This window comes from Ferrovibrio sp. MS7, assembly GCF_038404985.1.
Lineage (GTDB): Bacteria > Pseudomonadota > Alphaproteobacteria > Ferrovibrionales > Ferrovibrionaceae > Ferrovibrio > Ferrovibrio plantarum.
Genome location: NZ_JBBKBA010000001.1, coordinates 1,797,041 through 1,810,559, shown reverse-complemented (window position 1 = coordinate 1,810,559; position 13,519 = coordinate 1,797,041). Strand labels below are relative to the sequence as shown.

Here is a 13,519-nt window from a genome sequence, read left to right as displayed (position 1 = left end):
CAATCGGCCCAGAGACTCAATCGGCCCAGAGACAGGCCAGTTGCCGACGCAAAGCCGGCAACACCTCGGCACCGAACCAGGGCTGGCGTTTCTGCCAGGCGGTATTCCGCCAGGAAGGATGCGGCAACGGGAAGAAACCCCGAGCCAGGTGGGTGGCAAAGTCGCGCACAGTTTCGGTCATCTGCCGTGTGCCGAGATAGCGCGCCTGGGCATAGGAGCCGACCAGCAGGGTGAGCTTGATCGCAGGCAGATGGCGGCGCAGCCGGTCATGCCAGAGCGGGGCGCATTCCGGCCGGGGCGGTGCATCGCCGCCCTGCGGCAGCACTCCCGGATAGCAGAAGCCCATCGGCATGATGGCGATACGGCTGGTGTCGTAGAAGGTATCCCGGTCGAGGCCGAGCCAGGCGCGGAGCTGATCACCGGAGCGGTCATTCCAGGGAATGCCGGTTTCATGCACCCGGGTGCCAGGTGCCTGGCCGATGATCAGCAGCCGGGCGCTGGGCCCGAGGCGCACCACCGGGCGCGGCCCGAGCGGCAGCTCAGCGGCGCAGACCCGGCAGGCCGCGATCTCGGCAAGCAGGGCCTCAAAGGACGACCGGGCTTTGGGCAAGACGGCCACCGAGGCGGACCGGTTGGATGCGGGTGGCAAGCCCGGTGCGGTCATCGGTTTCGAGATAGACGGCGCAGAGCGTCGCTTCACCATTGGCCGGCTCGAAGCGGCCCGAGGGAATCTTGCGCAGGAAGCGGCTCAAGGGCTCGGTCTTTTCCATGCCGATCACCGAATTGTAGTCGCCGCACATGCCGGCATCGGTCTGATAGGCGGTGCCGCCCGGCAGGATCTGCGCATCCGCTGTCGGGATATGGCTGTGGGTGCCGCAGACTATGGAGACGCGGCCATCGAGGAAATGTCCCATCGCCATCTTTTCCGAGGTCGCCTCGGCATGGATATCGACCAGGATCAGGTCGGCACTGGCGCCGAGGCGGTATTTCGCCAGCTCGGTGTCGATGGTGGCGAAGGGATCATCCAGCGGGTCCATGAACACGCGGCCCATCACCTGCGCCACCAGCACGCGCTTGCCCTGCGGCGTGGTGAACATCGCCGAGCCACGGCCCGGCGTACCCTTCGGGTAGTTCAGCGGCCGGATCAGCTTCGCGTCAGACTGAATATAGGACAGCGTCTCGCGCTGGTCCCAGGAATGGTTGCCGAGCACGATGGCATCGACGCCGGCTTCGTAGAGTTCGGCGCAGATACGGCTGGTAATGCCGAAACCGGCGGCGGCGTTCTCGCCATTCACCACCACGAAATCGAGGCCGAGTTCGCGGCGCAGTACGGGAATGCGCGCGATCACCGCATCGCGCCCGGAGCGCCCGACAATATCTCCACAATACAGCAGCTTCACCCGCCTACCTGCCTTCCCGTTCTTCAACCTTATCTTCACATCTGATAGCGCCGCGCTCGGTCACTACCCAATCCAGTCTCTCATCCTGGGCCCAGCATGGCACCTTTGGCACCTGCTGCACGGCGAAGGCATAGCCGACGCAAAGCGGCCGGTTCGCCGCATCGCGGCGCAACGCGCTCAACGTGGCATCGTAATAACCCGCGCCCATACCGAGCCGCCGGCCCTGACGGTCGAAGCCGACCAGCGGCACGATCACCAGATCGGGTCGTGCCGCGCCAGCGGCCTCCGGCGGTGCCGGGATGCCGTAACGCCCCGGCTCAAGTATTGCGTCGTCGCCATTCCAGGGCCGGAAAGTCAAACCCAGGCTATCGGGCTGCACCGTCGGCAACAGGATGCGCGCGCCAAACTCGGCGCGCAACCGCGCCAGCAGGGGCCGCGGGTCGATCTCGCTCGGCAGCGGCCAGTAACCAGCCACGGCCATGCCTTGCGTCAGCGGAATGCCGGCGATGAACCGCTCCGCCGCCACGCCGGCAATCGCCGCGCCATTGGCCTTGGCCGCTTCCTGGCGGCGCTGGCGCAGTTTCGGCCGGAGCGCCGCCTTGGCGGCCTGGATATCATCGAGGCTATCTGACTGGGGCATCGGCTTCTTTAGGGCGAAGAGTGGACGGTGCCCACCGTGGCCGTCGGCATGAATCCAACCTCTGTAGGCCTGGCGTACCAGGTGGGCGCCGTATGTCCGAAACCTCGGTCCCGGCCAGGGACAGCTCCCTAGAGATCAGCATTGGCCCCAGGGTTGTGAAAACCTAACGCACCGGGCAGGAAACACCGTCCGGCGGGGAATGTAGGGCGCTTGGCCCCGCCCCGCAACCTTGCTAAAGCAGAAGGCGGAAAACGGGCCAATATCGGGATCGAACCCATACTCGGGATCAGGCAATGCGCGTAGTGGTGACGGGAGCGGCCGGTTTCATCGGCCGGCGCCTGGTGCGTGAACTGGTAAGCCGGGGCCGGCTGCGCGATGCCATGGGCCATGAGCGCGCCATTACCGACCTGCTGCTGCTCGACCGCGCCACCATCGACCTGCCGGACTGGAATCTGCCGCCGGAAGCCGCCCGCATCGGCATCCGCACCGCCGCCGGCGATCTCGCCGATGCCGATTTCCGCGCCCGCGCCTTCGCCCAGCCCTTCGACAGCCTGTTCCATCTGGCGGCAACGCTGACCACCGATGCCGAGCGCGACATCGAAGCCGGCCTGCGTGTCAATGTCGGTGGCCTGCTGGAGCTACTGCAGCTCTGCCGCCAGCAGGCGGCGCCGCCAAAATTCATCTTCGCCAGTTCGATTGCCACCTTCGGCGGCGCGCTGCCGGAAACCGTTGAGGATGATTGCGTGCAGCGGCCGCAGACCTCCTACGGCACGCATAAGCTGATCACCGAGTTGCTGCTGGATGATCATAGCCGCCACGGTGTGCTGGACGGTCGCGCGCTGCGCCTGCCCATCGTGCTGATCCGCCCCGGTGCAGCGGTCGACTCCGTTTCCGACCGCGTTGCCGCCGTTTTGCGTGAACCTTTGCGCGGCGAGCCCGTTGCCTGCCCGCTGCCGCCGGAAAGCTGGCTCACTGTCGCCTCTGTCGGTGCCGTGGCGCGCGGCCTGATTGGCGTGCATGAATTGCCGCGCGAGGCTTTCGGGATCAGCCGTGCCATCAACCTGCCGGCCTTGAGCGTTACAATCGCCATGATGATCGAGAGCTTGCGCCGCGTTGCCGGCGACCGCCGCCTCGGCCCCATCGGCTGGGCGCCGGACGAAAAACTGATCCGCATTGTCGCCGGCTGGCCGAAACGCTTCGATTCCGCCCGCGCCCGCCGCCTCGGCATCCTGCCCGATGCCGACATGGACGCGATCATCCAGGATTATCTGGCCAGCGCATGAGCGATACGACACTGCCCGTCTGTATCATCGGCGCCGGCTCGAGCGGCGTGGCGGCGGCGAAGGCCCTGAAACAGGCCGGCATTGCTTTCGAGTGTTTCGAGATCGGCTCGAGGATAGGCGGCAACTGGCGCTACGAAAATGACAACGGGCTGTCCTCGGCCTATCGCAGCCTGCATATCGATACCAGCCGCAAGAACCTGCAATACCCGGATTTCCCGACGCCCGACGACTGGCCGGATTTTCCCAGCCACTGGCAGGTGATGCAGTATCTGCAAGCCTATGCCGAGCGTTTCGGCGTGCTGGAGCATATCCGGTTCCAGGTCACGGTAACTGATGTTTCGCCGGAAGCCGGCAACTGGCGCGTCACGCTGCAGAATGGCGAAAGCAGGCTCTACCGCGCCGTGCTGGTGGCCAACGGCCATCTCTGGGATGCGCGCTGGCCCAGTTTCCCCGGTAACTTCGATGGCGAGCAGATCCATTCGCACCACTACAAGACCGCCGCGCCCTTCGAGGGCAAGCATGTGCTGGTGGTGGGCCTGGGCAATTCCGCCGTTGATATCGCGGTGGACCTCTGCCGCCGCGCCGCCAGCGTGCAGCTTTCCACACGGCGCGGCGCCTGGATCATGCCGAAATACATCCTCGGCATTCCCACCGACCGCTGGTCGGCCTTCCTGATCCGCAAGCTGAAACTGCCGACCGTGGTCGCGCGCGCCATCGTGTCGAAGCTGATGTACCTCACCGTCGGCGATCAGGAACGCTATGGCGTGAAGAAGCCGCCGCATCCGATGTGGCGCGAACACGCCACCATCAGCCAGGAATTGCTGCCCTATATCGGCCATGGCTGGATCACCATGCGGCCGAATGTCAGCGAATTGCGGGGCGACAAGGTGCTGTTCGCCGATGGCGCGGAAAGCCGCGTTGACGCCATCATCCATGCCACCGGCTACCGCACCAGCTTCCCGTTTCTGAAATCCGATATCTTCAGCGTGCGCGATGGCGAGCCAGTAAAACTCTACCGCCGCATGCTAAGCCCCGCGCATCCCGGACTCTATTTCGTCGGGCTGGTGCAGCCGATTGGCGCCACTATTCCGCTGGTGGAAATCCAGGCGCGCTGGCTTGCCGGCGTGTTGGCGGGCCGCATCGCATTGCCCGACCGTGGGACGATGGAGGCCGAAATCGCGGCGCATCATGCCGGCGTCAAGCGCCGCTATGTGAACAGCGCGCGCTATACCCTGGAAGTGGATTTCCGCGACTATGCCGGCGCCCTGCGCGCCGACATGGCGAGTGGCCGCGCCGGCTTAGCCTGAGAATCTAGGGCGTCTCGAGCTTGGCCGCGATGTCTTCGAGCTTCTGCGCCAGGCCGATGAGCGCATCGGCGCCGCTCTTGTCGGCTTCCTGGCCGCGCCGCAGGGTGGCAACATCCTCGCGCAACTGCGCCAGGTCACGCTGCGCCACTTCCAGATCGTCGGCCATGGTCAGCGATGCCATGAGCATCAGCCGCGCCTCGCCCACCTGGCCGACCAGGGCGGCCAGTTCGCGCACGCGGGCATCCACCAGGGCGGATAGCCGCGTGACCTGGGCTTCCTCGCCATCGTCGCAGCCGATCGGGTAGATACGGCCATTGATGGTAACATTCACCTCGGCCATGACGCCCTCCTCAAGCGGTGCCGCCGGCGCTCTCGAGCGAGCGGCGCAAGCGGTCCATGGTGGCATCCAGACGCGCCAGCAGGCTGGCCTCGAAGGCCTTGGCCTCGGCCTGGGCGGCGCGTGCGGCATCAAGCTCGGCACGCAGTGCGGCAGCGATGGGCTCGGCGGTGTCGCCTTCCTCGGCGGCAGCCACGGTCACCGGCACCGGTGCTGGCATTGCGGGGCGCTCGGCAGCAAGGCGCAACTGCTCCTGCGCCGCCAAGGCGGCTGAAAGGCGGTTCTGCAAATCCCCGCATTCACGCTTCAGGCTGGCATTCTCGCGCTCCAGCGCGGCAAGGACTTCGCTGCCGGCATCCACCGAATTGTCGGTCGCTGTCGCGGCCGGCGCTTCCGCTTCGGCCTGATGGATCGCCAATTCCTGGCGCAGCGCATCCACCAGGGCAGCGCGCTCGCGGAAAGAATCGGCCTCGGCACGGGCCGTCTGCAATGCCTCGCGCGTCTGACGCAGTTCGAGTGTCGCCTGACCATACTGCTCGGCCAGGGCACGATAGGCCACGGCGCGGTTGGCAAGCGCGGCATCCAGCCGCCGCAATGCCTTTTCCAAAGCAGCCGAAGCTGCCGCCACACCGGTTTCCATGATCGTCAATTGCTTTATGATGTTGTCGCGATTTGCTGAGAGGCAGGATAAGCGTCGCTTCCCCTCAGCGTCAACCAAACCACCTGCCCGCATCGCCATCCGCGCAAGTTATCCACAGCCCCATGCTCGAAGCCCTGCCGATCCTGCACGACCCCTGGTTCTATGCCGCCGCGATGCCGGCGGTGATCATCATCGGCCTGAGCAAGGGCGGCTTCGGCCCCGGCACCAGCATGCTGGCGCTGCCGCTGATGAGCCTGACCATTCCGCCGCTGCAGGCCGCCGCCATCACGCTGCCGGTACTCTGCGTCATGGATCTCGCCGGACTATGGGGGTTCCGCAAGCATTGGGACCGCGCCAACATGGCGATCATCCTGCCCGGCGCGCTGCTCGGCATCCTGATCGGCACGCTCACCGCCGACTGGGTAAGCAATCGCGGCGTGCAGGTGATCATCGGCATCGTCGCCATTGCCTTCGTGCTCGACAAGCTGCTGCGCAAGGGCAGCCCGCAGCCGGCACCGCGCAATGTGAAGAAAGGCGTGTTCTGGAGCATCATTTCCGGCTTCACCAGCTTCATCGCCCATGCCGGCGGCCCGCCTCTCTCGGTCTATCTGGTGCCGCAACGCCTGGACAAGACGCTCTTCCTCGGCACCACCGTGGTGTATTTCACCATCCTCAACTATGTGAAGCTGATCCCCTATGCCTGGCTCGGGCAATTCAGCCCGGAGAATCTCGGCACCGCCGCGATCCTGGCGCCGGTCGCGGTCGGCGGTGTCTTTCTCGGCATGTATCTGCACAAGTTTCTCAGCGACACCACCTTCTACCGCATCATCTACGGCATCACTTTCCTCTGCGGCCTGAAGTTGCTGGCCGATGGCTTCGGGCTTTGAGGATTTAAAGAAAAGACCCGCCGGGACGAGTGATACGGGGACAGGCTGTCCGGGCGGGTGGCAGTGGATCAATCTGCCGAGTTCATGGTTGCGCCAACGGCCCCAGCGCCAGCAGCAGTAGGATCAGCCAGGCCAGCGGACGCCAGGGAAGTGTGCTGACACTCCGCCGCGCCGGTCGGCGTCGCTGCCTGTGTTTCACTTCTCTCATCCTGTCCTCTGCTGTTTCTCGGCTTCAGGCCATGAGTGCGGCAGGCGCGGCGATGGTTCCCGGCGGCGCGCGTTTTCATTTCCGCTAGGCTTGGCGGGCCGGGCGGAATGCCCTCATACTCATGGCGTAAAAACCGGTGGGGATAGTGTTGCTCGATTCGAGAGCCAATGAGGTGGCACAACTGAGGGCGCGGGTATTCCGTTTCATCCTCAAGGCCATCGGCCATGCCGGCGATGCGGAAGACCTGACCCAGCGCGTGATCCTGGTGGCGTTGGAAAATCTGCAAAGCTTCCGCCAGGACGCGGCGCTTTCCACCTGGGTGATCGGCATTGCCTTCAACATGGTGCGCAGCCACCGCCGCATGGCCGCCGGCAACCGGCGCTTTGTCGGCGAGGAGGCGCTGGAGGCGGTGCCCTCGAACGACCCGCCGCTGGCCGAGCATTATGTGGTGCGCGATGAATTGCAGCGCCTGCACCGCGCCATCGCCACGTTGCCGGGTGAATTCCGCGAGGCCATCCTGTTGGTATCGCTGGAAGAATTGACCTACGAACAGGCCGCCGAAATCCTCGGCGTGCCGATCGGAACGATCCGCAGCCGGGTTTTCCGGGCCCGGCAATTGCTGCGGTCGGCGCTGGCGTGAAAAAATGTCGCGGCGGCGGGAACTATCCCGCCGCTGCCGACACTCAAGTCTACGGGTTAGTGCATGCCGGGCGGCAAGCGACCGCCCAGCCATGAATTTCTTGAGGAGAAGTACGGGCGTGTTCGAAGAGCGGCTCGGCCGATATATCGATGGCGACCTCAGCCGGCAGGAGCGGATAGAGCTTCTGGCCGAACTGGCGTCGCATCCGGAGAAGCTGCCCGAAGCGGCAGCGCTGGCGGCTTTGGAGCAGGATCTCGGCGACCTGGCGCGCATGAGCGAAGCCGTGCCGCTGCCGGCCAGCCTCGCCGCGCCGTTGGCAAGGCCGCAGCCCACCCCCCTGGCGGCCCGTCTGGCCAGCCTGCTCACCTGGCTGCGACAGCCACCACAATTGCGCACCGCGCTGGGCGGTCTGGTCGGGGCCGCGATCACCGCCGCCGTGACGCTCGCGGTGGTGCAGCACAATATCGACCATACCCAGCCGCGCCTGCAGGTGGTGGCGGTGCATTTCCATGCTGCCGCCGACGCGATGGACTGGACCCATGACTATCGCCTCAAGCCGGGCGAAAAGCTCAATCTCGACGTGCAGGTGGACAACAAGGATCCGGTGCATCTGCGCATCCAGAGCCGCGAGGAGCTGGCTGCCTCACTGACCCATCTGCGCCAGGGCCGCCGCGACCTGACGCATCATCTCGACCAGGGCAAGGTGCGTTACGCCACGCTGCACGAGCCGGCCAAGGGCGACCAGCTCACCGTGGTCAACCGCGGCAAGGCCGAGATTGACCTGCATCTGCAGGCGCCAACCAAGGACAGCTTCCATGCTGCCGTGGTGCAGGCCGCTCCTGGCCACAAAACCGTTTTGGCTCTGCACAAACAAAACTGACGCCAATAAGGCAAAACTGACGCCAGCGGCGGTTGCCCGGCTGCCCGGTTGTCATTAGTTTCTCCCCGCCGATCTAGGGGTGCTGAAACGCTTTGGGGAGTGAAACCCATGACAACAATTTATGATCGTGATCTCGACAAGAACCCGGCGAATTACGAGCCGCTGTCGCCCTTGAGTTTCCTGCGGCGTACGGCGGAGGTTTTCCCGCACCGCCTGGCGGTGGTGCATGGCGCCTGGCGCTATGACTATGCGACGCTCTATGTCCGCTGCCGCCGCCTTGCCTCGGCACTGGCGCGGCGCGGCATCCGGCGCGGCGACACCGTGGCGCTGATCGCGCCGAATACCCCGGCGCATCTGGAAGCGCATTTCGGCGTGCCGGCCACCGGCGCGGTGCTGAACTCGATCAACACACGCCTGGACCCGGCAGCCATCGCTTTCATCCTCGATCACGGCGAAGCCAAGGTGCTGTTCGTCGACCGCGAATTCGCTGCCATTGCCGAGCAGGCTCTGGCCCTGGCGAAAGTGCGCCCCTATGTGATCGACATCGACGATGCCGCCGTCACTGCTGGCGAACGCATCGGCAGCATCGAGTACGAGGATTTCCTCAAGCTCGGCGACTATGAATATCCCTGGCAGGGCCCGCTGGATGAGTGGGATGCCATCGCGCTCGGCTATACATCGGGCACCACCGGCAATCCCAAGGGCGTGGTGACGCATCATCGCGGCGCCTACCTGAATGCCATGGGCAATGCCGTAACCTGGAACCTGCCGAAGCATCCGGTCTATCTCTGGACGCTGCCGATGTTCCATTGCGACGGCTGGTGTTTCCCCTGGACCATCACCATGCTGGCCGGCGTGCATGTCTGCCTGCGCAAGGTCGAGCCGGCCGCCGTGTTCTCCAGCTTCGCCGATCTCGGCGTGACGCATTTCTGCGGTGCACCGACGGTGCTGAGCATGCTGATCAATGCACCCGCCGAGGTGCGCGCCAAGCTGAAGCCGGGCGTGAAATGCATGACCGCCGGTGCCGCGCCGCCCGCCGCCGTGATCGCCGCGATGGAGGAAATGGGCTTCGACATCACCCATGTCTACGGCCTCACGGAAGTCTATGGCCCCGCCGTGGTCTGCGACTGGCATGAGGAATGGGAAAAGCTGGATCTGCCCGAGCGCGCCAAGCTGAAGGCGCGCCAGGGCGTGCGCTATCATGTCGAGGAAGACGTGGCGGTGCTGGACCCGCAGACCATGCAGCGCGTACCCGCCGATGGCGAGACCATGGGCGAGATCATGTTCCGCGGCAACATCGTGATGAAGGGCTACCTGAAAAACCCGAAGGCGACCCAGGAAGCCTTCGCCGGCGGCTGGTTCCATTCCGGCGATCTCGGCGTTGCCTATCCCGGCGGCTACATGCAGATCAAGGACCGCTCGAAGGACATCATCATTTCCGGTGGCGAGAATATCTCGACGCTGGAAGTGGAAGGCGTGCTCTACATGCATCCGGACGTGATGGAAGCCGCCGTGGTGGCGCGGCCCGACGCGCATTGGGGCGAGACGCCTTGCGCCTTCGTCACGCTGAAGCAGGGCGGCAAGGCGACGGCAGACGACATCATCGCCTTCTGCCGCGAGCATCTGGCGCGCTTCAAGGTGCCGAAGACTGTGGTGTTCAGCGAACTGCCGAAAACCTCGACCGGCAAGATTCAGAAATTCGAATTGCGCGAGAAGGCCAAGAATCTCGGCTAACGCCGGGTCCGGCTTGTACGTGCAACGAACGAACCTCACCACTGGCGCTGGAGCAATCCGGCGCCAGTTTTGTTTCAGGTGAGATGTTTCAGGCTAGTCCAGTAAGGCTCACTGCTTGAGGCGTTCAATCGCCTCCTTGAGCTTGAGCTTTTCGCGCTTCAACTGGCTGACGCGGACAGGATCTGGGAGTGGGCGGTGCGTTTCGTCGTCAATGACCGCCTGCAGATGGGCATGTTTTTCGACGAGGCTCTCAATATGGGCTTCAGTAGCCATCGCTATCCTCCTCCGTTCTCCGGACCAGGGATGATCCGGGAGCGCGATGACCGGCGCGGTGGCTTGCGCAACCGCTCAGGCATGCGCTTGATATTCATGTAAGCACTGCCCCCTCGCTTTGTCAGCCCCTTTCAAGCATTATCTTGTGGATATGACGCGCCGCAAAAATCATACGCAACCGCCATCGCCAATCCCGACAAGGGTTGCGCGATCAAAAGTGGCAAAACGCCTGATCGTCGGTATCAGCGGCGCCTCCGGCGTGATCTACGGTATCCGGTTACTGGAATCGCTCAAAAATTCCGAGATCGAAACCCATCTCGTCGTCACCCGCGCTGCGGAAATGACCATCGCCTATGAAACACCGTATACGGCGAAGGACGTCAAAGCCCTGGCCGACAAGGTCTATCCGCTGGAGGATGTCGGCGCCGCGATAGCATCCGGTTCGTTCCAGACCTTGGGCATGGTGGTGGCACCCTGCTCGATGAAGACTTTGGCCGAGATCGCCACCGGGGTTACCGGCAATCTGCTGACGCGGGCCGCCGATGTGGTGCTGAAGGAGCGCCGCCGCCTGGTGCTGGTGCCGCGCGAAACGCCGCTGCATCTCGGGCATCTGCGCAACATGGTGAGCGTGACGGAAATCGGCGCCATCGTGGCGCCGCCGATGCCGGCCTTCTATGCCGAGCCAAAGACGCTGGACGATCTGATCGACCACAGCGTCGGCCGCGTGCTCGATCTTTTCGGCATTGAGTCCGGCCTGGTGCGGCGCTGGCAGGGCAGCCCGCTCAAGAAACGCTAAAGCCGGCAGCCGCCAACAGAGCGGCGGCGGCAGGATGGCCGGGCTGCGGCAGGGTCGCCATGTAGGCCGCGAGATGTGCCTCGGCCGAGTCGCTGCCGGCATGGGCAGTGGCGGACACCGGTGTCAGTTCGGCAAGCCGCGCCTGCACCAGTTGCTCAAGCCGCAATTCCAGCGCCTTGGCCTGTTCATAGAGGTCGCCGGCGTCTGCCGTGGTGGCGATCAGGGCCTTGAGGCCCCGGCGTGCCTGCCGGAAAGGCCGCAACACCGCGTTTACCGGGTCGATGGCTGCCGCAAGAGCCGCGATTTCCGCCGCTGTCCAGGGTGCCAGGCCCTGTTCCGCGCGCCAGAAGCCCAGCAGCAGCAGGTTGACGTCCGCCCCGGCCTCGTCCTGCAATTTCAGGCAGGAATCCGCCACCCCGGGCCGGCCATAAAGCGCCAGGGAAAACCGCCAGAATGCCATGCCCGGACCCGTCATTCCGTGTTAAGATACCCGCCCCGCGCGTTCCGTGAACAGGCGTAGACCGCAGACATGAATTTTTCCGGCTCCCTCGACCTTGAAGCCCTGCAGCGCCAGTTGGCCGACCTGATGTCGGAACACCGCGATCTTGACGACGCGATCAACGCGCTGGCCGGCCAGGCGCATATCAACCAGCTCCAGATCCAGCGCATGAAAAAGAAGAAGCTGGCCCTGAAGGACCAGATTATCAAGCTGGAAAGCCTGCTGCTGCCCGACATCATCGCCTGAGCCATAGGGTTGGCGTCATACCCGCGAAAGCGGGTATCCCATTTCACGCCTGCCGGAAAATGGGACTCTCGCTTGCGCGAGAGCGACCACCACTATTGAGCAATCACTTCGGCGCGATGCTGAGGTCCGCCGGCGGCAGGTGATGCGGCCGGAACTTGTTCACCACATGCTCGGCCGGATAGCCGACCGCCATGCCACAGAGCAGCTTGTATTCCGGCGGCACATCGAAGAACGGCGTCACCGCCTCCGGCCAGGTGGCCAGCGCCGCCTGGGCACAAGTGCCAAGGCCTTCGTCCAGCGCCGCCAGCATCACCGACTGCATGTAGGCGCCGGCATCCAGCGCGGCATAGGCATCCAGCGCGCCATGGGCATAGATGAACAGGCCCACCGGCGCGTCGAAGAAATGGAAATTGCGCCGCATCTGCTGGGCTCGCGCCGCCATGTCCTGGCGCTCGATGCCGAGCGCGCCATAGAGGCCGAAACCGCAGGCGACGCGGCGCGGCTGCAATTCGGCCGGGTACTTGTCCGGCACATGGTATTCGCGGGGACGGCCATGCTCGACCTCGCCATCGAAGCGGTCGCACAGCGCCTTGGCGATGCGGTTGCGCAGGTCGCCTTGCGCCACGGCGACGCGGTAGGGCTGGGTATTGCTCCAGCTCGGCGCTTCCGAACCAGCAGCCAGCAGCCGCTGCAGCACCTCGGCGGGCACCGGATCCGGCTTGAAGGCGCGGATGCTGCTGCGCTGCTGCAGGTAATCGATGATCTTTTTCGCCATCTCTGGGGTTTCCTCTTTTTACTTAACGGGGAGCGTTTCACTTGGGAAATAGGCGGTCGAGATGGCGGGCGGCGCCATCGGCAAGCAGGTCGCGATCCAGGCGGTAAGCGTCGCCGAAGAACAGCTCCGCCGCCTGCCTGTCGGTGATATAGCGGCCAAGCTGGTTCAGGGAAGGCTGCGCATCAAACATGCCCTCGAAATACAGCAGGCGCTTTTCATCTTCAGTGCCGCGCAGCAGGCGACTGTAGTAGCTGTATTGCAGATTGCCCGCGCGCGGCGATTTCGGGCCCGGCACCAGGATCCACAGCTTCGCCCAATCCGCCTCACCCAAGCGGGCGCGCAGCCGCGCCGTCTCGGCATGCATCAGGTCAAGCTGCAACGCTGCGGCTGCATCGGCATTGGCCAGCAGGTCGGGCGCGATGCCACGCGCAAACGAGCGCAGGTCGGCCGGGTCCAGCCGCCGGCTCTGCAACAGCGTGTCCATGTAGCGCAGCGCATACTCCGCAATGGCCTGCTGGCGCGGCAACTGATCGCTGGGGAAACCGAGCTGACCGAGACGGTCGCGCAAAGCCGCCACCTTGTCGCGGTAGCCCTGCAACGCCGGCAGCCAGCCGGCCTCCTGGCGCCCCAGCCACGGCGCGAGGGTCAGTTCCACTGCGAACGGGATATGCGCCATCGCCTTGTAGCGGGTGTAGAGCGGCGGCGTGATATCGGCGCTCCATTCGCGCACGCCCCGGCGGTAGAGTTCGAGCTGGCTGCCGCCGACGATCAGCACCGGCTCGGCGCCGGCTTCCATCTGTTTGCGGGTTGCTTCATAGGCGCTGCGGAAATCGCGGTTCAGGCTGAGCAACTGCTGCACCGCCGCCGCATCCTCCTGTGCCCGCAGCGGCACGGCCGCCAGCAGCAGCGGCAGCATCAAGGCCAGTACGCGGATCATTGCCGATGTCATGCGTCCCTCCCCCTGGATTACACAG

The 13,519-nt window shown here is 64.8% G+C and carries 17 protein-coding genes and 1 other RNA gene; 8 read left to right on the top strand and 10 right to left on the bottom strand.

Annotated elements, in window-relative coordinates:
• Positions 1-16: 16 nt before the first annotated feature.
• The 4 genes from V6B08_RS08655 to ssrS form a co-directional block, all read right to left on the bottom strand.
• Entirely contained in the window at positions 17-610 is a 594-nt protein-coding gene (locus V6B08_RS08655; RefSeq protein WP_341979703.1) for a uracil-DNA glycosylase family protein, read from the bottom strand.
• Positions 585-1,400: a TIGR00282 family metallophosphoesterase gene (locus V6B08_RS08650; RefSeq protein WP_341979701.1), complete on the bottom strand. Its 816-nt coding sequence runs from the start codon at positions 1,398-1,400 to the stop codon at positions 585-587. The genes V6B08_RS08655 and V6B08_RS08650 overlap by 26 nt, the downstream gene beginning before the upstream one ends.
• 4 nt (positions 1,401-1,404) lie before the next feature.
• Positions 1,405-2,040 carry a 5-formyltetrahydrofolate cyclo-ligase gene (locus V6B08_RS08645; protein WP_341979699.1) on the bottom strand — a complete coding sequence of 212 codons (636 nt, stop codon included), beginning with the start codon at positions 2,038-2,040 and terminating at the stop codon, positions 1,405-1,407.
• A gap of 24 nt (positions 2,041-2,064) precedes the next feature.
• Positions 2,065-2,225: non-coding RNA, 6S RNA (ssrS, locus tag V6B08_RS08640), on the bottom strand.
• 108 nt (positions 2,226-2,333) lie between these two features.
• Here ssrS and V6B08_RS08635 point away from each other — a divergent pair.
• Positions 2,334-3,323, top strand: coding sequence for an NAD-dependent epimerase/dehydratase family protein (locus tag V6B08_RS08635; RefSeq protein ID WP_341979697.1), 990 nt, complete (start codon positions 2,334-2,336; stop codon positions 3,321-3,323).
• Positions 3,320-4,630 (top strand): flavin-containing monooxygenase, encoded by a 1,311-nt coding sequence (locus tag V6B08_RS08630; protein WP_341979695.1) that lies wholly within the window; start codon positions 3,320-3,322, stop codon positions 4,628-4,630. The genes V6B08_RS08635 and V6B08_RS08630 overlap by 4 nt, the downstream gene beginning before the upstream one ends.
• A 4-nt stretch (positions 4,631-4,634) precedes the next feature.
• On the opposite strand, the gene V6B08_RS08625 is transcribed toward V6B08_RS08630, so the two are convergent.
• Positions 4,635-4,970, bottom strand: a complete 336-nt coding sequence (locus V6B08_RS08625) for a cell division protein ZapA (protein ID WP_341979691.1) — start codon at positions 4,968-4,970, stop codon at positions 4,635-4,637.
• A gap of 10 nt (positions 4,971-4,980) precedes the next feature.
• Positions 4,981-5,607 (bottom strand): hypothetical protein, encoded by a 627-nt coding sequence (locus tag V6B08_RS08620; RefSeq protein ID WP_341979689.1) that lies wholly within the window; start codon positions 5,605-5,607, stop codon positions 4,981-4,983.
• A gap of 122 nt (positions 5,608-5,729) precedes the next feature.
• Between V6B08_RS08620 and V6B08_RS08615 the strand changes: the two genes are divergently transcribed.
• From V6B08_RS08615 to V6B08_RS08600, 4 genes are all read left to right on the top strand, one after another.
• Positions 5,730-6,494 (top strand): sulfite exporter TauE/SafE family protein, encoded by a 765-nt coding sequence (locus tag V6B08_RS08615; protein WP_341979686.1) that lies wholly within the window; start codon positions 5,730-5,732, stop codon positions 6,492-6,494.
• Positions 6,495-6,874: 380 nt separating this feature from the next.
• Positions 6,875-7,342 carry an RNA polymerase sigma factor gene (locus V6B08_RS08610; protein WP_341979684.1) on the top strand — a complete coding sequence of 156 codons (468 nt, stop codon included), beginning with the start codon at positions 6,875-6,877 and terminating at the stop codon, positions 7,340-7,342.
• 118 nt (positions 7,343-7,460) lie between these two features.
• On the top strand, positions 7,461-8,222 hold the full coding sequence (locus tag V6B08_RS08605; protein ID WP_341979682.1) for an anti-sigma factor: 762 nt from the start codon (positions 7,461-7,463) through the stop codon (positions 8,220-8,222).
• Between the two features lie 108 nt (positions 8,223-8,330).
• Positions 8,331-9,956 carry an acyl-CoA synthetase gene (locus V6B08_RS08600; protein ID WP_341979676.1) on the top strand — a complete coding sequence of 542 codons (1,626 nt, stop codon included), beginning with the start codon at positions 8,331-8,333 and terminating at the stop codon, positions 9,954-9,956.
• Between the two features lie 108 nt (positions 9,957-10,064).
• Here the strand turns inward: V6B08_RS08600 and V6B08_RS08595 are convergent, their stop codons facing one another.
• Positions 10,065-10,229, bottom strand: coding sequence for a YdcH family protein (locus tag V6B08_RS08595; protein ID WP_341979674.1), 165 nt, complete (start codon positions 10,227-10,229; stop codon positions 10,065-10,067).
• Between the two features lie 151 nt (positions 10,230-10,380).
• Here V6B08_RS08595 and V6B08_RS08590 point away from each other — a divergent pair, with 151 nt between their 5' ends.
• Positions 10,381-11,025, top strand: a complete 645-nt coding sequence (locus tag V6B08_RS08590; RefSeq protein WP_502258298.1) for a UbiX family flavin prenyltransferase — start codon at positions 10,381-10,383, stop codon at positions 11,023-11,025.
• On the opposite strand, the gene V6B08_RS08585 is transcribed toward V6B08_RS08590, so the two are convergent.
• Positions 11,012-11,485, bottom strand: a complete 474-nt coding sequence (locus V6B08_RS08585; protein WP_341979670.1) for a TIGR02444 family protein — start codon at positions 11,483-11,485, stop codon at positions 11,012-11,014. The genes V6B08_RS08590 and V6B08_RS08585 overlap by 14 nt on opposite strands.
• Positions 11,486-11,554: 69 nt before the next feature.
• On the opposite strand from V6B08_RS08585, the gene V6B08_RS08580 reads away from it, so the two are divergent.
• Complete coding sequence (locus tag V6B08_RS08580) at positions 11,555-11,770, top strand: YdcH family protein (protein ID WP_341979668.1); 216 nt, start codon at positions 11,555-11,557, stop codon at positions 11,768-11,770.
• 103 nt (positions 11,771-11,873) lie between these two features.
• Here the strand turns inward: V6B08_RS08580 and V6B08_RS08575 are convergent, their stop codons facing one another.
• Entirely contained in the window at positions 11,874-12,545 is a 672-nt protein-coding gene (locus V6B08_RS08575; protein ID WP_341979665.1) for a nitroreductase, read from the bottom strand.
• A 37-nt stretch (positions 12,546-12,582) separates the two neighbouring features.
• Positions 12,583-13,494 carry a hypothetical protein gene (locus V6B08_RS08570; protein WP_341979663.1) on the bottom strand — a complete coding sequence of 304 codons (912 nt, stop codon included), beginning with the start codon at positions 13,492-13,494 and terminating at the stop codon, positions 12,583-12,585.
• Positions 13,495-13,519: the final 25 nt, after the last annotated feature.